General features: G+C 66.3%; 16 protein-coding genes. 4 read left to right on the top strand and 12 right to left on the bottom strand.

The features are described 5' to 3' along the window. Positions 1 to 78: 78 nt before the first annotated feature. Entirely contained in the window at positions 79 to 1,245 is a 1,167-nt protein-coding gene (locus AC07X4_RS04995; RefSeq protein ID WP_057229165.1) for an ABC transporter substrate-binding protein, read from the top strand. A gap of 127 nt (positions 1,246 to 1,372) precedes the next feature. Then, positions 1,373 to 2,536 carry an acyl-CoA dehydrogenase family protein gene (locus tag AC07X4_RS04990; RefSeq protein WP_494739436.1) on the top strand — a complete coding sequence of 388 codons (1,164 nt, stop codon included), beginning with the start codon at positions 1,373 to 1,375 and terminating at the stop codon, positions 2,534 to 2,536. 72 nt (positions 2,537 to 2,608) lie between these two features. Here AC07X4_RS04990 and AC07X4_RS04985 read toward each other — a convergent pair whose 3' ends face one another. Continuing rightward, positions 2,609 to 2,911 carry a hypothetical protein gene (locus tag AC07X4_RS04985; protein ID WP_225581100.1) on the bottom strand — a complete coding sequence of 101 codons (303 nt, stop codon included), beginning with the start codon at positions 2,909 to 2,911 and terminating at the stop codon, positions 2,609 to 2,611. Positions 2,912 to 3,056: 145 nt separating this feature from the next. Here AC07X4_RS04985 and AC07X4_RS04980 point away from each other — a divergent pair, with 145 nt between their 5' ends. Further along, positions 3,057 to 4,262, top strand: coding sequence for an acetyl-CoA C-acetyltransferase (locus AC07X4_RS04980; protein WP_494739435.1), 1,206 nt, complete (start codon positions 3,057 to 3,059; stop codon positions 4,260 to 4,262). Between the two features lie 183 nt (positions 4,263 to 4,445). Next, complete coding sequence (locus AC07X4_RS04975) at positions 4,446 to 6,617, top strand: 3-hydroxyacyl-CoA dehydrogenase NAD-binding domain-containing protein (protein ID WP_494739434.1); 2,172 nt, start codon at positions 4,446 to 4,448, stop codon at positions 6,615 to 6,617. 97 nt (positions 6,618 to 6,714) lie between these two features. Here the strand turns inward: AC07X4_RS04975 and AC07X4_RS04970 are convergent, their stop codons facing one another. The 11 genes from AC07X4_RS04970 to AC07X4_RS04920 all read right to left on the bottom strand — a co-directional run. Then, complete coding sequence (locus AC07X4_RS04970) at positions 6,715 to 7,350, bottom strand: LysE family translocator (protein WP_494739433.1); 636 nt, start codon at positions 7,348 to 7,350, stop codon at positions 6,715 to 6,717. A 249-nt stretch (positions 7,351 to 7,599) separates the two neighbouring features. Continuing rightward, a complete protein-coding gene (locus AC07X4_RS04965) occupies positions 7,600 to 8,487 on the bottom strand; it encodes a beta-keto acid cleavage family enzyme (protein WP_494739432.1) in 888 nt (295 codons plus the stop codon). Between the two features lie 14 nt (positions 8,488 to 8,501). Beyond that, complete coding sequence (locus tag AC07X4_RS04960) at positions 8,502 to 9,674, bottom strand: acyl-CoA dehydrogenase family protein (protein WP_494739431.1); 1,173 nt, start codon at positions 9,672 to 9,674, stop codon at positions 8,502 to 8,504. Further along, positions 9,671 to 11,605 carry an acetyl/propionyl/methylcrotonyl-CoA carboxylase subunit alpha gene (locus tag AC07X4_RS04955; RefSeq protein ID WP_494739430.1) on the bottom strand — a complete coding sequence of 645 codons (1,935 nt, stop codon included), beginning with the start codon at positions 11,603 to 11,605 and terminating at the stop codon, positions 9,671 to 9,673. Before AC07X4_RS04955 ends, AC07X4_RS04960 begins: the two co-directional genes overlap by 4 nt. 11 nt (positions 11,606 to 11,616) lie before the next feature. Then, positions 11,617 to 11,796: a hypothetical protein gene (locus AC07X4_RS04950; RefSeq protein ID WP_494739429.1), complete on the bottom strand. Its 180-nt coding sequence runs from the start codon at positions 11,794 to 11,796 to the stop codon at positions 11,617 to 11,619. Then, positions 11,793 to 12,605, bottom strand: a complete 813-nt coding sequence (locus tag AC07X4_RS04945) for an enoyl-CoA hydratase/isomerase family protein (RefSeq protein ID WP_494739428.1) — start codon at positions 12,603 to 12,605, stop codon at positions 11,793 to 11,795. The genes AC07X4_RS04950 and AC07X4_RS04945 overlap by 4 nt, the downstream gene beginning before the upstream one ends. A 190-nt stretch (positions 12,606 to 12,795) precedes the next feature. Beyond that, on the bottom strand, positions 12,796 to 13,971 hold the full coding sequence (locus AC07X4_RS04940) for an acyl-CoA dehydrogenase family protein (protein ID WP_494739427.1): 1,176 nt from the start codon (positions 13,969 to 13,971) through the stop codon (positions 12,796 to 12,798). A 53-nt stretch (positions 13,972 to 14,024) separates the two neighbouring features. Further along, positions 14,025 to 15,155: a DNA alkylation repair protein gene (locus tag AC07X4_RS04935; protein ID WP_494739426.1), complete on the bottom strand. Its 1,131-nt coding sequence runs from the start codon at positions 15,153 to 15,155 to the stop codon at positions 14,025 to 14,027. A gap of 23 nt (positions 15,156 to 15,178) precedes the next feature. After that, positions 15,179 to 16,792, bottom strand: coding sequence for an acyl-CoA carboxylase subunit beta (locus AC07X4_RS04930; protein ID WP_494739425.1), 1,614 nt, complete (start codon positions 16,790 to 16,792; stop codon positions 15,179 to 15,181). Continuing rightward, positions 16,789 to 17,718 (bottom strand): SDR family oxidoreductase, encoded by a 930-nt coding sequence (locus tag AC07X4_RS04925; RefSeq protein ID WP_494739424.1) that lies wholly within the window; start codon positions 17,716 to 17,718, stop codon positions 16,789 to 16,791. Before AC07X4_RS04925 ends, AC07X4_RS04930 begins: the two co-directional genes overlap by 4 nt. Before the next feature lie 28 nt (positions 17,719 to 17,746). Next, positions 17,747 to 18,422 (bottom strand): TetR/AcrR family transcriptional regulator (locus tag AC07X4_RS04920; RefSeq protein ID WP_494739423.1); only part of this gene is annotated, 676 nt, incomplete at its 5' end.

Raw genomic sequence — 18,422 nt, 5'->3', positions numbered from 1 at the left:
GGGAAAGTGCTGGTGCCCCACCCCGGGCATCGTTCTATAACGAGCAACCGAGTTCGATCCAACCAAAGGAGACGTGCCATGAAACTTCATCACATTGCCGCGCTGGCCATCGTGGCCATGGCCGGAGGTGCTGCACAGGCGCAGCCCAGCCAGGGCGTGAGCAAGGACACCATCACGCTGGGTTCCATCCAGGATCTGTCCGGCCCGCTGGCGGGCTTTGGCAAGCAGGTGCGGCTGGGCATGATGCTGCGCGTGGACGAGGCCAACGAGCAAGGCGGCGTGAACGGCCGCAAGCTCGACCTGAAGGTGGAAGACTCGGGCTACGACCCCAAGAAAGCCGTGCTGGCCGCGCAAAAGCTCGTGAACCAGGACAAGATCTTCATGATGGTGGCGCACATCGGCACGGCGCAAAACCTGGCCGCCATGCCCGTGCAGTTCAGCAAGAACGTGATCAACTTCTTCCCGGTGACGGCCGCTCGGGAAATGTACGAGCCCTTCCACAAGCTCAAGTATTCGTTTGCCGCCACTTACTACGACCAGATCCGCCTTGCAGCCCCCAAGCTCATCAAGGAAAAGGGCGCCAAGAAGATCTGCACCATCTACCAGGACGATGAATTTGGCCTGGAGGTGATGCGCGGGGGCGAAGCGGCACTCAAGTCCATGGGCATGGACTTCACCGAGAAGACCTCGTACAAGCGCGGCGCCACCGACTTCTCTTCACAGGTCGCCAAGATGAAGTCGTCCGAATGCGACTTCGTGATCCTGGGCACCATCATCCGCGAGACCATCGGCACGATCGGCGAGGCGCGCAAAACGGGCTTCAACCCCACCTTCCTGGGCTCCAGCGCCGCCTACACCGACCTCATCCACAAGCTGGGCGGCAAGCCCATGGATGGGCTGTACGCTACCATGACGGTGCAACACCCCTACCTGGATGAAGCCAGCCAGCCCATCCGCTTCTGGGCCAACAAGTACAAGACCAAGTTCAACGAAGACCCCACCGTGTTCTCGGTCTACGGCTACAACGCCATCGACGCCTTCATCAAGGCAGCCCAGAAGGCAGGTCCCAACCTGAGCACCGACAGCTTCATCAAGGCCATGGACACCATGGTGATTCCGCCCGACATGTTCGGCAGCGCCGAGGGCACCTTTGGCCCACAAAAGCGCCTGGGCAGCGATCTTTCTCGCCTGTCGCAGATCACCGATGGCAAGTGGAAGGTAGTCTCCGACTACGTCAAGCCATGAGCGCCTGACCCGCCTCCTTCAAGCCGCCTTCGGGCGGCTTTTGCGTTTCAGGGGGTGCATCCGGGCTCAGTCGGTGGCAGAATTTAACCAAGCAGTAACTTTGCATAAATAACCTGGTTGCCCCACCATGATCGAACGCACCCTCTTCCAGCCCGACCACAAGGCCTTTGCCGACAGCTTCCGCCGCTTCATCGACAAGGAAGTGACGCCCCACCACGCCGCCTGGGAAGACCAGGGCTATGTGGCGCGCGAGGTGTGGAGCCAGGCGGGCGCCAACGGCTTTCTGTGCATGAGCCTGCCCGAGGAGTACGGCGGCGCCGGGGCCGACAAGCTGTATTCGGTGGCGCAGATGGAAGAGCTGGCGCGTGCAGGCACCACCGGCATCGGCTTTGGTCTGCACAGCGAGATCGTGGCGCCGTACATCCTGCACTACGGCACCGAGGAACAAAAGCGCAAGTACCTGCCGCAAATGGCCAGCGGCGCCGTGGTGGGCGCCATCGCCATGAGCGAGCCGGCTGCGGGCAGCGACCTGCAAGGCATCAAGACCACCGCCATCAAAAGTGCGGACGGGTCGCACTATGTGCTGAACGGCAGCAAGACCTTCATCACCAACGGCTGGCATGCCGACCTGGTGATCGTGGTCGCCAAGACCGACCCGGCGGCCGGGGCCAAGGGCACCAGCCTGCTGCTGGTGGAGCGCGGCATGCCCGGTTTTGAAAAAGGCCAGCGCCTCAAGAAGATGGGCATGAAGGCGCAGGACACGTCCGAGCTGTTCTTCAACGACGTGCAGGTGCCGGTGGACAACCTGCTGGGCGGCCCCGCCATGGAAGGGCGCGGCTTCATCTGCCTGATGGAGCAGCTGCCCTGGGAGCGCCTGCAGATCGCCATCACCGCCGTGGCCGCCGCCCAGGCCGCCATCGACTGGACGCTGGACTACGTCAAGCAGCGCAAGGTCTTTGGCCAGAGCGTGGCGTCCTTTCAGAACACCCGCCACACCCTGGCCGAGCTGCAAACGCAGGTGCAGGTGGCCCGCGTGTTCGTGGATAAGTGCTGTGAGCTGATCGTGCGCGATCAGCTCGACACCGAAACCGCCAGCATGGCCAAGTACTGGACGACCGACCTGCAGTGCAAGGTGATGGACGAATGCGTGCAGCTGTTTGGAGGCTACGGCTACATGTGGGAATACCCTATCACCCGCGCCTATGCCGACGCACGCGTGCAGCGCATTTATGGCGGCACCAACGAGATCATGAAAGAAGTGATTGCGCGGGCCATGGGCCTGGGCAAGTAACGGAATGCACCGCGCCGTGAATAACGCAGTGCATGACGCCCTGCACCACGCCGCAGTGGACGCCGAATGCCGCTACAGGTACCAGGCGGCGCGGGCTTCTTCGGGGCTGAGCGGCGCACCGGGGCGGCGGTCGGTGACATTCAGCCAGGAGCGCACACCCTGGCTGCCGCTCAGCGCGCGCATCAGCAGCAAGCCTGCGCCAATGCCGCGTATGGCCGCCGAGCTGCGGCTGGGCGCCATGAAGGCCGCCACCGCCAGCGCACTGGATGCAGCCAGCACGACATGGTGCTCCAGCGCAAATCCTTCGCGCGTGTCGTCGTATTCGATGGCGCTGCGAGCGATGCGCTGCAATGCAGGGGATGTATTTCGTTCCATAGCCAGAAATGTAGATAGCAACCGCCGAAAGATAGTGCAAAAACCACTGCACCCGCGTCAGAAAGCACCTTGTAGTGGCGTGAGCCAACCCAGCGGCTTTACCGCCGCACTGCTTGAAGTTTAGAGAACCCACCGGAGACCATTCATGACCGAAGCCTATGTATTCGATGCGCTGCGCACCCCGCGCGGCAAGGGCAAGAAGGACGGCACCCTGCACGAGGTCAAGCCCATCGACCTGCTGGTGGGCCTGCTGACGGAGCTGCAAGCGCGCCACCGCTTTGACACCGCAGCGGTGGACGACGTGGTCATGGGCATCGTCTCGCCCGTGGGCGAACAGGGCTCGGTGTTGCCGAAGGTGGCGGCGCTCAAGGCCGGGTGGGACTTTCGCTGTGCGGGTGTGCAGGTCAACCGCTTCTGCGCCTCGGGCCTGGAAGCCGTGAACCTGGCCGCGCAGAAGGTGCGCAGCGGCTGGGAAGACCTGGTGGTGGCCGGTGGCGTGGAGAGCATGAGCCGCGTGCCCATCGGCTCCGACGGCGGCGCCTGGGCGCAAGACCCCGCCACCAACTCCGCCACGCTGTTCGTGCCCCAGGGCATCGGCGCCGACCTGATCGCCACGCTGGACGGCTACACCCGCGCCGACGTGGACGCCTTCGCCCTCGAATCGCAGCGCCGCGCCACCGCCGCGCGCGCAGCGGGCTACTTCAAGAACTCTGTCGTGCCCGTGCGCGACTTCATCGGCCAGACCATCCTGGCGGAAGACGAATTCATCAAACCCAAGACCACGCTGGAGGGTCTGGGTGCCCTCAAGCCCTCGTTCGAGCAACTGGGCGGCATGGGCTTTGATGCCGTGGCGCTGCAACGCTACCCGCAGGTGGAGCGCATCCACCACGTGCACCACGCGGGCAACTCGTCGGGCATCGTGGACGGTGCCGCCGCCGTGCTCATCGGCAACCAGGCCGCCGCCAAGGCACATGGCCTTACGCCCCGCGCACGCATCGTGGCCACGGCGCTCAGCGGCGCCGATCCCACCATCATGCTCACCGGACCCGTGCCTGCTGCCAAGAAGGCGCTGGCCCGTGCGGGCATGACCATCGACCAGATCGACCTGTTCGAAGTGAACGAGGCCTTCGCCGCCGTGCCCATGCGCTTCATGCGCGAGCTGGGCGTACCGCACGACAAGGTCAACGTGAACGGCGGGGCCATTGCCATGGGCCACCCGCTGGGCGCCACAGGCGCCATGATCCTCGGCACCCTGATTGACGAGCTGCACCGCCGGGGCCAGCGCTATGGCCTGGCCACGCTGTGCGTGGGCGGCGGCATGGGCATTGCCACCATCGTTGAGCGCGTATGAGGAACAACCCCCTGAGCGGCTGCGCCGCTTCCCCCTTCTCTCATCGCTGCGCGATGGGAAGGGGGACGACGCCACTGGCCTGGCAAAGCCAGTTCCACGGCGTCCGCTGGCCTCGGCCACGCTTCATCTAAGGCAGCGCCCCATAGCTGCGCTATGCCGCATTACAGATTCGGAGACATCAGCATGCAAACCATCCGCTACGAACTCATCCCCGCCCAGGGCACCGATGGCGAAGTTGCCGTCATCACGTTTGACGAAACCAATTCCCCCGTCAACACCATGTGCCGCCAGTGGCAGCAAGAGCTGGGCGAGGTCACCGCCCAGGTGCTGGGCGACCGCGAACGCCTGGGCGCCGCGCTCAAAGGCATCGTGCTGGCATCCGCCAAGACCAGCTTCTTTGCCGGTGCCGACCTCAAGGCCACCATGCGACTCACGCCCGCCGATGCGCCCAACGCGTTCGGCGAAATCGAGCGCATGAAGAAGCACTTCCGCACGCTCGAAACGCTGGGTATCCCCGTCGTGGCCTGCCTCAACGGCGCGGCGCTGGGCGGCGGCTGGGAGGTGGCCCTGATCGCCCACTACCGCATCGCCGTGGCCGACCCCAAGATCCAGTTCGGACTGCCCGAGGTCACGCTGGGCCTGATGCCTGGCGCCACCGGCGTGACCAAGATGACGCGCCTGCTGGGCCTGATGGGTGCGCAGCCCTCCCTCCTGGAAGGCAAGCTCTTCAACCCCGCCGAAGCGCTAGAGCTGCAACTGGTGCACGAGCTGGTCGCCACCCGCGAGCAACTGCTGCCCGCCGCGCTGGCCCACATCGCCACCCACCCGCACGCGGTGCAGCCGTGGGACGACAAGAACTACAAGATGCCTGGCGGCACGCCCGCCAACCCCAAGATTGCAGGCGCGCTCACCGTCGCGCCCGCGATGCTCAAGAAGACCACCCGCGGCCGCTACCCCGCACCCGAGGCTGCGCTGGCCGCCATGGTCGAAGGCGCCATGGTGGACTACGACACCGCCCTGCGCATTGAAAGCCGCTACCTCGCCCGCCTGATGACCGGCCCCGTGGCGCGCAACATGATCAACACGTTCTTCTTCGACATGAACGCGATCAAGAGCGGCAAGTCGCGCCCTGGCTCGGCCCCACGCTACAAACCCCAAAAGGTCGGCATTCTGGGTGCGGGAATGATGGGCGCGGGCATCGCCTGGGCCCAGGCCAGCCGGGGCATCGCCACCGTGCTCAAGGACGTGAGCGCGGAGAAGGCCGAGGCCGGCAAGGCCTACAGCGCCAAACTTACCCAGGCCCGCGTGGACAAGGGCCGCATGACGACCGAGGCGCAGCAAGCGCTGCTGGCGCGCATCACGCCCACTGCCAGCGCGGCCGACCTGGCGGGCTGCGACCTCATCATCGAAGCCGTGTTCGAAAGCCGCGACCTCAAGGCCAAAGTCACGCAAGAGGCCGAGCCGCAACTCGCGCCCGGCGGCTTCTTCGCCAGCAACACCTCCACCCTGCCCATCAGCGGCCTGGCCACGGCCAGCAGCCGGCCCGAGAAGTTTGTCGGCATCCACTTCTTCAGCCCCGTGGACAAGATGAAGCTGGTGGAGATCATCCGCGGCAAACAGACGGACGACGAAACCGTGGCCCGCGCGTTCGACTACGTGCAGGCCCTGGGCAAGGTGCCCATCGTGGTCAACGACTCACGCGGCTTCTACACCAGCCGCACCTTCGGCACCTTTGTGATGGAAGGGGCCGCCATGCTGGGCGAAGGCATCCCCGCCGCCGCGATTGAAAACGCCGCCATGCAGGCCGGCCTGCCCGTGGGCCCGCTGGCCGTGCTGGACGAAACTGCGTTGACCCTGAGCGTGCATGTGCTGGACCAGACCCGCGCTGACTACGCGGCCGAAGGCATGACGTATATCGCCACGCCCGGCGAGCTGCTGGTGGAGCGCATGGTCAAGGAACTGAAGCGCCCCGGCCGTGCCGGTGGCGGCGGCTTTTACGACTATCCCGCAGGCGCCAAGAAGCACCTGTGGCCAGAGCTAAAAACACTGTTCGAAAAGCCGGGCGTGGAGTGGAGCGTGCAGGAGATCCAGGACCGGCTGCTCTACCGCCAGGCCATCGAGACCGCGCGCTGCCTGGCCGAGGGCGTGCTGACCAGCGTGCATGACGCGAACATCGGGTCGATTTTTGGGATTGGGTTTCCGGCTTGGACGGGAGGGGCCGCGCAGTTCATCTACGGAACTGGCATCGACACCTTCGCCGCGAAGGCCAAGGAACTGGCTGGACGCCACGGCCCGGGTTTCGAGATCACCGAGCCAGTGCGAGCCGTGATCGAGAAATTCAAACCGTCCTACTGAAGGACTAGCGGTATAGGGTCGCCATTCACTCGGTGACCTCACCCCTACGCTCCCGCCAGAGCCCAGAGCGCATTACGGCGAGATCTTCGCTCGGTGCCTAACGTACCGCAATCATCCGAACACCCAGCGCGACGAACACGGTACCGGCCAGGCGGTCGAGCCATTTGCCCACCTTCGGCTTGCGGTTGATCCACCCGCCGACGCTGCCGGAGAAGTAGCCGAGGAGGCCAAACAGCACAGCCGCCTGCGCAGTGAACAGCAGGCCCAGCAGCCCTAGTTGCAACTCCATGCTGCCGCGCGACGCATCAACGAACTGGGGCAGGAACGACAGGAAGAACAGCACAACCTTGGGGTTGATCGCGTTGGCGACCAAACCCTTGGAGAAGGTGTGGCGCAGCGAATCGACCGGTGCCGGACTGTTGCTGCTTCCCTCAATGCGTAATGCGCCTGCGTGGCGCAGGGCCTGGATGCCGAGCCAGATCAGGTACGCACCGCCCGCCCATTTCAGCGCGGTGAAGGCCAGGGGCGATGCGGCCAGGATGGCGCCCACGCCGACGACCGCCAGCACAGTGTGGCTAAGGCAGCCCAGCGCGCAGCCCAATCCAAACACGATGCCAGAGCGTCGCCCTTTGGACATACCGACGCTCAGCACCATGAGGTTGTCGGGGCCGGGCGTGGCGGTCAGCATCACGGCGGTGAGCAGAAAGGCAAGAATTTGGGTGGTGGTCAACATGGGCGGGGTTTGCTAGCCCAGGCGTCGCGAAGAGACGGGGATGCCGGAGCGGAAGGACTCTGTGCAGTAGCACCGCCGAAGCTGACCTGGCGATGCAATTGCTATCTTATTAATAGCTATTGGCGCTTATTGAACAAGCACCTGAAAGCGAAATCACCCTAATTCTAGGAGATGTGAAGGCGCACACCGTGTACCTCACGCTCCGGCGCGAGTAGCTGCACATCACGCCCGAGGGGCAAGCCCACAGACCTAAGAGACCTTCAGCCCCAACATCCCCCGCGCCTCCTGCGGCGAAGCCACCTCCCGCCCCGCATTCCGCGCGTACTGCGCAAGCTGTTCAATCAACGGCCCGTTCGAATCCGCCTTCGTCCCATCCGGCAGATAGAACGTATCTTCCAGCCCCGTGCGCAGATGCCCGCCCAGCTCAGCCACGCGCTGGTGCACGGGCCAGATCTCGCTGCGGCCGATGACGGTGGCTTGCCAGGGGGCGTCCTTGATTTTTAGCTTGAGCAGGATGGGCAGCAGGTCGGGGTCCGCTGGCATGCCGGATTCGACGCCCATCACAAAGTTGTATTCGGGCAGGCGCTCGGTGTACATGCCGGTCTGCACATACATCTCCACGCAGCGCACGATGCCCACGTCAAAGCATTCAAACTCGGGCAGCGTACCGGTCTCCAGCATCACGTCGATGAAGTCCTTGACCTTGGCGGGCTGGTTGTCGAACAGCATGGGCGGCCAGGCCCAGGTGCCGTTGCTGCGCACCTTCAGGTAGTTGAGCGAGCCGGCGTTGCACGCGGCCATCTCGGGGCGGGTGGCGCGCAGGCAGTCGAGCGGGCCCTGGTAATTGGGGCCGACCACGCCGGTGGTCTGATTGATGATCAAACCCGGGCAGGCCTCGCGCATGGCTTGCACGCAGTCGCGCGCCACCTGCGGGTCCCAGCTGGGCAGGTGGCCTTTGCCGGGCTCCTGGTTGCGAAAGTGCACGTGAACCACGGCGGCGCCTGCGTCATAGGCGCGGCGGGCTTCTTTCGCCAATTGCTCGGGCGTGACGGGCACGTGGTGCTGACCGGGGTCCGTCAGCACGCCGGTGATGGCGCAGGTGATGATGGCTTTGTTGCCGTGGTCGGTGCTGTGCATGGGGCGTGTCTCCTTCAAATGCCGAGCTGCTTGGCAGCCAGGTCTTTCATGATTTCTTCCGCACCGCCGCCGATCATCATGACCTTGACCTCGCGGTAGATGCGTTCGCTGACGGTGCCGCGCATGAAGCCCATGCCGCCCAGGATCTGCACGGCCTGGTCGGCGCAGAACTGCATGGTTTGGGTGGCGTGGTTCTTGAGCAGGCACACCTGCGCTACCCACTCGGGGCCGGTGCGGCCCGCGTCGACCTGCGCGGCCACGGACTCGCACCACGCGGCGGTGGACTGGATGCGCATCTGCATGTCCACCAGCTTGTGGCGGATGACTTGGTGCTCGACCAGCGCGGCGCCAAAGGTCTTGCGCTGGCGGGCCCAGGCCAGGGCCTCGTCGTAGCAGGCCTCGGCAAAGCCCAGGGCCGACACGGCCAGGCCAAAACGTTCACCGTTGAAGTTGGCCATGATGATGCGAAAGCCCGCGCCCTCTTCACCCAGCAGGTAGCGGGCGGGCACGCGCACGTTATCGAACCGCAGGTGGGCGGTGTCGGAGCAGAGCCAGCCCATCTTGTCGAGCTTGCTGCGCGACAGGCCTGCGCTGTGGCCGGGGATGAGCAGCATGGAGATGCCTGCGCTGCCTTTGCTTCCAGCTTCTCCCGTTCTGACAGCCACCGTGATCCAGTCCGCACGCATGCCCGACGTGATGAACACCTTTTCGCCGTTGACGACGTAGTCATCGCCCTCGCGCCGCGCGGTGGTCTTGAGCTGGGCCACGTCCGACCCGCCACCGGGTTCGGTGATCGCCAGCGCGGCAATCTGCTCGCCCGCCAGCACCGGTGGAATGACCTCAGCGCGCACAGCGTCGCTGCCATGCGCCAGCACGGGCGGCAGGCCGATGTTGTGCGAGAACAGGCTGGCCAGCACACCACCGCTGGCCCCGTGGCGGCTGAGCGCGCGCCACAGCGGCAGGCGCAAGGCGTAGCTGGCGGGCGTGCCGCCGTACTGCTCGGGGTAGCCCAGGCCCAGCAGGCCCAGGTCGGCCGCGCGGCGGTACAGGCTGCGGGGGAATTCACCGGCCGCGTCCCACGCGTCCACATGCGGCGCGATCTCGGTGCGGGCAAAGCGGGTGACGGTGTCGGTGAGGGCAGTGCGGTCTTCGTTGCTCACAGGGGTCGCATCGGACGTGGCGGTCATGCGGGCGCTCCTTGCGTGGCGGGTGCAAAGCGGGCCAGCACCTGGCCGGGCGACACCTGGTGGCCGGGCGCTACCAGCAGCTCGGTCACGGTGGCGGCGGCGGGGCTGGCCAGGCTGTGTTCGAGCTTCATGGATTCGATGACCACCACCGTATCGCCCGCCGCCAGCGCCTGGCCTGCGGCCACGGGCAGCGCGACCACCTTGCCGTTGAAGGGTGCGCGCAACTCCGTCGCACCGCCCGCCGCACCCGCGCGCGCAGCGGGTTCCCACGATGCGTCTTCGACCCAGCCGTCCACACCGCCGGTTTGCCAGTGCCAGCGCCTCGGGCCCACCGCCACGCAGTGCACGCCGCGCTGGGGCAGTTGCAAAGTCACAGGCTCTGCCCCGGCCTGCTCCACCTGCAGCCTTCCACCGCCCAGCTCGCGCACGGCAATGGAGTGCACCTCGCCCTGGTGGCGCAGCCGCAGGGGCCGGGCCATGGCACAAGGCAGGTACGACGTCGGATTTGAAGCAAAAATGGCTGATAGCGCCGAAGGAATATGCACTGATAGCTCATTATTTGATAGCAACCGCTGCAGCTCCTGGCCATGCTCCGCCAGGAACGGCACCAGCGCCTGTCCACTGGCAAACACGGGGTGCTGCAGGCAGGCCGCCAGAAACGCGCGATTGGTGGGCAAGCCCAACACGCGGGTGCCCTGCAACGCGCGGACCAGCGCGGCGATGGCCTCAGCCCGCGTGGGCGCGTGCACGATGAGCTTGCCCAGCATGGCGTCGTAGTGGAGGGTAACTTCGGCGCCCTCTTCCAGCGCATGGTCAAAACGCAGCGCGCCGGGTGCGGCCCGCTCAAAGGCGGTGGCCGGTGGTGCGCTGAACTGCAGCACGCTGCCAGTGTGAGGGCGAAAGTACGCGTCTTCGGCACACAGGCGCACTTCGATGGCGTGGCCTTGTAGATGCACCTGATCTTGCGTGCGCGGCAGCGGCTCACCCCGCGCCACGCAGATTTGCCATTCCACCAGGTCCAGCCCCGTGAGCGCTTCGGTCACCGGGTGCTCCACTTGCAGGCGGGTGTTCATCTCCATCAAGAAGAACTCAGCCCCATCCAGAAGGAATTCCACCGTGCCCGCACCCACATAGCCAGCGGCCTGTGCCAGCGCCACGGCGCAGGCGCCCATGCGCTCGCGCAGCGCTGCGTCCACGGCGGGGCTGGGGGACTCTTCGATGATCTTCTGGTGGCGGCGCTGTACCGAGCAATCGCGCTCGCCCAGGTGGATGCACGCGCCGTGAGCGTCGGCAAAGATCTGCACCTCCACATGGCGCGGCTGCAACAGTGCGCGTTCGATGAGCAGGTCGCCACAGCCAAAACCCGCCAGCGCCTCCGACCGTGCGCTGGCCAGTGCGGCAGGCAACTGCGCCAGGTCGGTGACCAGGCGCATGCCGCGCCCTCCCCCACCCGCCACGGCCTTGACCATGAGGGGCGTTCCGATGCGCGCAGCCTCTGCGGCAAAGCGTTCGTCGCTCTGGTAGTCGCCCGCATAGCCGGGCAGGCAGGGCACGTCCTGCGACTGGGCCAACGCCTTGGCCCCGGCCTTGCTGCCCAATGTGCGGATGGCGGCGGGCGGCGGGCCGATCCACGCCAAGCCCGCATCCACCACGGCCTGGGCAAAGTCGGCGTTCTCGCTGAGGAAGCCATAGCCGGGGTGCACCGCATCGGCCCCGGCGGCGCGGGCTGCGGCCAGCAACTTGTCGGTACGCAGATAGGTGTCAGCACTGGCAGCACCGCCCAAGGCCACGGCCTGGGTGGCTTCGCGCACATGCAGGGCGTTGGCATCGGGGTCTGAGTAGATGGCCACCGTTTCGATGCCCATACGGTGGGCGGTGTGGATGATGCGGCGGGCGATTTCGCCGCGATTGGCGATAAGGATCTTTTTCATAGGCTGTGCCCTCACGGCTGCACCGACATGCCCGCAACACGGCCGCTCCGTGAGCGCGTGGGGCGCATCGAAATCTCCAACACCCGTTCGGGCTGAGCCTGTCGAAGCCTTGCGCGGCGCTTCGACAGGCTCAGCGTGAACGGTTTTAGGGAGGTGGAGAGCGCCTCCGTCACAACGAAACTTGTTTTCATGGCTTCGCACTCCAGGGCGGCGCCTTGCGCGCAGCAAAGGCCGCCAGCCCTTGCTGCGCCTCGGGCCCGCGCAGCGCTTGCGCAAAAGCCATCGCTGCTTCATCCAGCAGCGCAGGCAATGGCGTTTCGGGCAGGGCCAGCAGCAAGCGCTTGGTGGCGGCCACTGCCTGCGGAGCTGCGGCGGCGTGGCGTGCGATGGCCGCTTGCACAGCAACCTCCATGTCGCCAGCCACCACCGCATCCACCAGCCCAGCGCGTTGAGCCGACGCAGCATCCCAGCGCTCGCCGGTCAGCAAACACCTCCGCGCCGCCGCAGGGCCAAGGCGCCGCACGACAAACGGTGCAATTTGTGCGGGCACGATGCCCAGCGTGACCTCGGGTGTGGCGAACTGCGCGCTGGTGTGGGCCAGCACCTGGTCGGCGCAGCACACGATCCCAAAGCCGCCACCCATGGCCGCGCCCTCCACCGCCACGATGAACCACTGCGGCAGCGCGCACAGGGCCTGCAGCAGCGTGCCAAAGCGGCGGTTCAGCGGCACCAGCGGGTCGGATGCGCTCCCAGCCAGGGGCTGGCCGATGGTCTTGGCAAAACCGCCCAGGCTGCCACCCGCGCAGAAGTGCCCACCGGCACCCCGCAGCACTACGCCACGCAGGTCAGCATCGGCTGCAGCCCTATCGCACGCGGCCAGCAGAGCGTCCACCATGGCTTCTGACAGCGCATTGCGGCTGGCCGGGTCGTTGAGCGTCCAGGTTTCCACGCTGCCGCTGGCCAGCGGTATGCGGTCGATGAGCAGAACAGCGGCGGTCATTTGCATGTCCCATGGCTCGCACGCAGCGGGCTGCATTCACTCCCTCGCCCCTTGTGGGAGAGGGCTGGGGAGAGGGGGTGCCGGACTGGGAGGCAGCGCCGGATCAGCCCCCTCTCCCCAACCCCTCTCCAACGAGGGGAGAGGGGCAGCACTGCGCGCGCTGCATCTTGCAGGGGTAAATTTTTTCCCCTCATACAGGCCGCTTCGCAATTCCCATGAGCTTGGCGAGAATGCCCAGCATCACTTCGTCCGCACCACCGCCGATGGACGCCAGCCGCCCGTCGCGGTACATGCGCGAGACCTTGTTCTCCAGCGTGAAGCCCATGCCGCCCCAGAACTGCAGACAGGTGTCGGGCACCTCGCGGTTGAGGCGGCCGGCCTTGAGCTTGGCCATGCTGGCCAGCTCCAGCACGTCCTGCCCGTTCACATACAGGTCGCAGGCGCGGTAGGTGAGTGCGCGCAGGGCTTCAACCTCGGTCTTGAGTTCGGCCAGCTTGAACTGCACCCACTGCTGGTCGGCCAGCGTGCTGCCAAACAGCTTGCGCTCCTGCGCGTAGTCGATGGTCCACTGGATGCAGTGGTTCAGCGATTCAAGCGTGCTGGCGGCGCACCACAGGCGCTCTTCCTGGAACTGCTGCATCTGGTAGATAAAGCCCTGCCCTTCGGCGCCGATGCGGTAGCTCTGCGGCACGCGCACCTCGTCGAAGTAGATCAACCCGGTGTCGCTGCTGTGCATGCCGATCTTGCGGATCTTCTGCGCCACTTCAATGCCCTTGGTCAGCTTGCCGTTAGGGCCATCGCGCATGGGCACCATCACCAGGCTTTTGTTCTTGTGCACGGGGCCTTCGCCCGTGTTGACCAGCATGCACATCCAGTCGGCCTGCAAGCTGTTGGTGATCCACATCTTCTGGCCGGTGATCACGTAGTCGTCGCCATCCTTGCGGGCCACGCTTTTGATGCCGGATACATCGCTGCCCGCCGCGGGCTCGCTCACGCCGATGCAGCCCACCATGTCGCCGGCAATCGCGGGGGCCAGAAAGTTGCGCTTGAGTTCTTCGCTGCCGTAGCGCGCCAGCGCCGGGGTGCACATGTCGGTCTGCACGCCAATGGCCATGGGCACGCCGCCGCAGTGGATGTGGCCCAGCGCCTCGGCCATGGCCAGGCTGTACGAGTAGTCCAGCCCCTGGCCGCCGTATTCCTCGGGCTTGCACAGGCCCAAGAGGCCCAGGTTGCCCATCTTCTTGAAGACCTCATGCGCGGGGAAGATCTCGGCCGCCTCCCACTCGTCCACATGGGGGTTGATCTCTTCGTCGATGAAGCGCTTGAGGGTCTTCTGGATCTCGCGGTGCTCGTGCGTGAACTGCATGGTGCTTGTCTCCTGCTGTTGCGTTTGTGTGTTGGTGTGCCTGCAAACCTCGATCACGAAAGCTGAAACTGCCCCAGCGGCTGAGGCCGCCCGTTGAGCACCAGCTCCACCTGGTGCGCGCCGGGGTAGTGGGTGCGTGTGGTCATCTGCTGCAGCGACAGCGTCTTGCCCACCGCCACGGTGGCGCCGGGGGCTATGTCCAGCGTCTGCAGCTTGAACACCTTGGGCGCCGCACCGCCATGGGCCTTGACGTAGTGCACCTTGAGGTCGGCCAGCACGCGCTGGGGCTGCGGTGTGGGGTTGTGCAGCTCGGCCTCGATGCGCACCTTCTCGCCAATGCGCGCACGGGCGGGCACCACGCGGGCGGCCCGCACATCCAGCGCCACGGCATGGCCTACGCCCAAGGCATCGAGCGCGCCAGCGTCGCCGCGTTTGATGAGAAAACGCAGGCCGTGGCGCACCAAGGCTTCGCGCGGTGCGGGTGCGCCCTGCAGCCAGGTGCGGGCGGTGCCCACGGCCAGGTCGGGGTGGTCTTTGGCAATATCGCCCAGGTGGTTGGCCACTGAGCGACGCACGTAAGACGATGGGTCGTCCTTGAGCGCATCGAGCAGCGGCAGGGCCAGCTGCGGGTTGTTCTGGAATGCGGGCAAGCGCGGCGCCCAGGGCAGGCGGGACCGCGTGCCTTCGCTCACCAGGCGGCGCACATGGGCGTTGTCGTCGTGCGCCCAGTCGCGCAGCCGTGTGAGTGTGGCGCCCTGGTGGTGCAGCAGGTAGGGGCGTATGCAGAACTCTGCCGTGAAGCGCTGGGTGAGCGCGTGCTGTGCGGCCATCGCCGCCTCGAAATGCGCGATGCCCTGCGTGCCGATGTAGATGCTGTGCGGCAGATACAGGAAGGCACTGTAGGGGCGGTCACCCGCATCGGGCTCACCCGCCGCATCCAACCCCATGGGTGGGTCCATCGAATCGACCAGCACGCCCAGCGCGCGCGGCACGTCTTGCGGCAGGTGGGCCTGCAGAGCCTGCGCAATGCGCTGGCCGCGTGCCATCAGCTCCAGCGATTCGTAGCCGGGCTGTACTTGCTGCAGAAACGCGGTGGTGTCGAACTTGCGCCACGCGCGCCGCACCATGGCCGCGATGCGCGGGGGCACGGTGTCGTTCAGCAGGTACTTAAGAGGCTCGGCCATCGTGGAAACTGCGTGCGAAGCGCTTACATCCGCGCCACGCCAAAGCTCAGGGGCCGCAGCGTGCGGGCCTGGGCCTCAGCGCAGGTGTCCAGGCAAAACGCCAGCACGGCGCGCGTGTCGCGCGGGTCGATCACGCCGTCGTCCAGCAGCAGGCCGCTGGTGTAGAACGCATCGGCCTGGGCCTCGAACATGGCGACGATCTTGTCGAACTGGGCTTGGGACTCGGCCGGGTCGGGCGTGATGCCTTTGCGCGCCAGCGCCGCCTCGGTCACGATCTGCATGGTGTGCGCTGCCTGCTCGCCGCCCATCACTGCCGTCTTGGCACCGGGCCAGCTGAACAGGAAGCGCGGCGCATAGCCCCGTCCGCACATGCCGTAGTTGCCCGCGCCAAAGCTGGCCCCGCACTGGATGGTGATCTGCGGCACGGTGGCGTTGGTCACGGCCTGGATCATCTTGCTGCCATGCTTGATCATGCCGCCCTGCTCGCTGTCCTTGCCCACCATGTAGCCCGTGGTGTTCTGCAGGTAGATGATGGAGTGGCCCAGCTGGCACATCCACTGGATGAAGTGCGTGGCCTTGTTCGCGCCTGCCACGTCGATGGGGCCATTGTTGCTGATGAAGCCCACGGCATGGCCCTGGATGTGGCCCTGGGCGCAGACGGTGGCCATGCCGTAGCGGGCCTTGAACTCGAGCAGTTCCGAGCCGTCCACCAGCCGCGCCATCACCTCGCGCATGTCCACGGGTTGGCGCAGGTCGGCAGACATCAGGGACAGCAGGTCATCGGCGGGCAAGGTGGGCCCGGGTGCGCTGGGTCGCGGCGCTACGCCCCACCCCAGCTGCGCCACCACATCGCGCGCCAGGCCAATGGCCTCGCGGTCGTCCTGCGCCAGGTATTCGCCCAGGCCCGAGACGGCGGTGTGCATCTCGGCACCGCCCAGTTCTTCTTCCGTCGCAATCTCGCCCGTCGCAGCCATGAGCAGCGGCGGCCCGGCCAGAAAGGCGCGCGAGCGGCCCTGCACCATGATGACCACATCCGACAACCCCGGCATATAGGCGCCGCCTGCGGTGCCCGAGCCGTGCTGCACGGTCATCACCGGAATGCCTGCCGCCGACAGCCGCGCGAGGTTGCGGAACAGCGTGCCGCCGTGCACAAAACCTTCTACCCGGTAGCGCATGAGGTTGGCGCCTGCGCTCTCCACCAGGTGGATGAACGGCAAGCGGTTTTGCAGCGCGATTTCCTGCACGCGCAAGATCTTTTCCAGGCCCATGGGCTGGATGGCGCCGGCCTCGATGCCCGAATCGCTGGCCACCACCATGCAGCGCACGCCACTGACAAAGCCGATGCCCGCGACCATGCCGCCACCGGGCACGGACTTCTCGGGGTCTTTCACGTCCTGCAGGTAGCCCGCCAGCGTGCACAGCGGCAGCCAGGGCGCACCCGCATCCAGCAGCAGTGCCACGCGCTGGCGCGGCAGCAGCTGGCCGCGTTTTTCAAACTGGGGCAGCGACCGGGACGAGGCAGCGGCGGCGCGGTCTTCCAGCGCGCGCAGGGCATGAAGGCGGGCCTGCAGCGCCGCGCGGCGTTGGGTGGCCTCGGCGCTGCCTGGGTTGAATCGGGAAGTGAAGACGGCGGTCATGCGGCCTCGGTCTTGGGGGTATGGGAAGGGGCAAACACCTGCGGCACCTGCGCGCGGTGAAAGCCGTCAAACGGCCGCACGGCCGGGTGTGCTGCGGCAGTGGCACCAGGCGGGCGCTGCGGCCAGCCCATGCGCACCTGGGGCCGTGCGCCGTCCACCCGCAGCGTGGTGCCGCTGATGAAGCTGGCTGCCGGGCTGAGCAAAAAGGTGATGGCCGCCGACACCTCGGCCTCGTTGCCAAAGCGCCCGAGCGGCACCGTGCGCGGCATGGCACGCAGCATGTCTGCCGCCTCGGGCGGATAGTTGTCCATGCCGCTGGAGGCGATGTACCCCGGCGCCACGGCGTTCACGCGCACACCGCTGTGTGCCCATTCCAACGCAGCGGTTTCGGTGAAGCTGACCATGCCCGCGCGCGCAGCCCCGCTGTGCCCCATGCCCGGCATGGAACCCCACATGTCGGCCACGATGTTGACTACCGAGCCGCCGTGCTGCGCCATCCACTGCCGATAACACTCACGCGCCATCAAAAAGCCGCCGGTGAGGTTGGTGTGCAGCACCGCCTCCCAGCCCTTGGCGCTGATGGATTCGAGCGGCGACATGAACTGCCCGCCCGCGTTGTTGACCAGCGCATCGATGCGGCCCTGCGCAGCAAGGATCTGCTGCACCAGCGCCACCACGCCTCCTTCGGATCGGATGTCGCACACCTCGCAGGACACACGACCGCCATCGGCAGTGATCTCTTCAGCCACGGCCAGCAGCTTTTCAGGCTTGCGCCCCACCAGCACCACATGCGCGCCCAGGTGAGCCAGTTCGTGTGCCGTGCACCGGCCAATGCCGGAGCCGCCGCCGGTGACCACCACCACCTGGCCCTGGAACAGGCCCGGAGCAAACACAGACTGGTAGGCGCTGCGCGCGGTGGGGGCCATGGTGACTCTGCCTTGATGGGGTTGTTTGTTATGAACGGATAAACAAGGCGAGTGCCTCGTCGGTGAGCGCGTCGAGCGACTTGCCCTTCTTGGGCGAGAACCATTGCACCGCCCAGTTGAGCGCCCCAAAGATGAACAGCCGCGCCACACCGGGCTCAGCCTGCAGCGCACGCTGCTTTGCCAGCGCTTCCAGCACAGGCATCCAGGTGGCCTCGTAGCTGTCCTTGATGCGGGCAATGCCCTTGCGCTGCGCAGGCGTGAGCGAGCGCCATTCGTACAGCATCACCGGGATGAAGCTGCTGCGGGGCCCGAGCAGGATCTCGAAGTGGTGGCGAATCAGCGTGTGCAACTGCTCGCGCGGTGTGGCCGCGGCGGGCAGTGCATCGAGTGCCTGTTGCTGGCTTTGTGTGGCCATGGTCATGCCCTCGCTCATCACGGCGTAGAGCAGCGCGCTTTTGCTTTCGAAATGGTAGAAGGGCGAGCCGCTGTGCATGCCTGCGGCCGCCGCAATGTCGCGCGTGCTGGTGGCGGCGAAGCCCTGGGTGCGAAAGAGCTTGGCCGCGCCGTCCATGAGTTTGCGACGGCGGTTGCCGTCGTCGAGTTCCTCGGCGGTCTTGCGGGGGCGGCCGCGAGGGCGGCGGGTGGTTTCTTCGGTGGGGGATTGTGTTGTGGTTGCCGAGTTGGCGCTGAGGGGCGCTACGGCC

This window comes from Acidovorax sp. GW460-11-11-14-LB4 (assembly GCF_059423685.1).
This window is presented reverse-complemented; position numbering and strand designations above follow the sequence as displayed.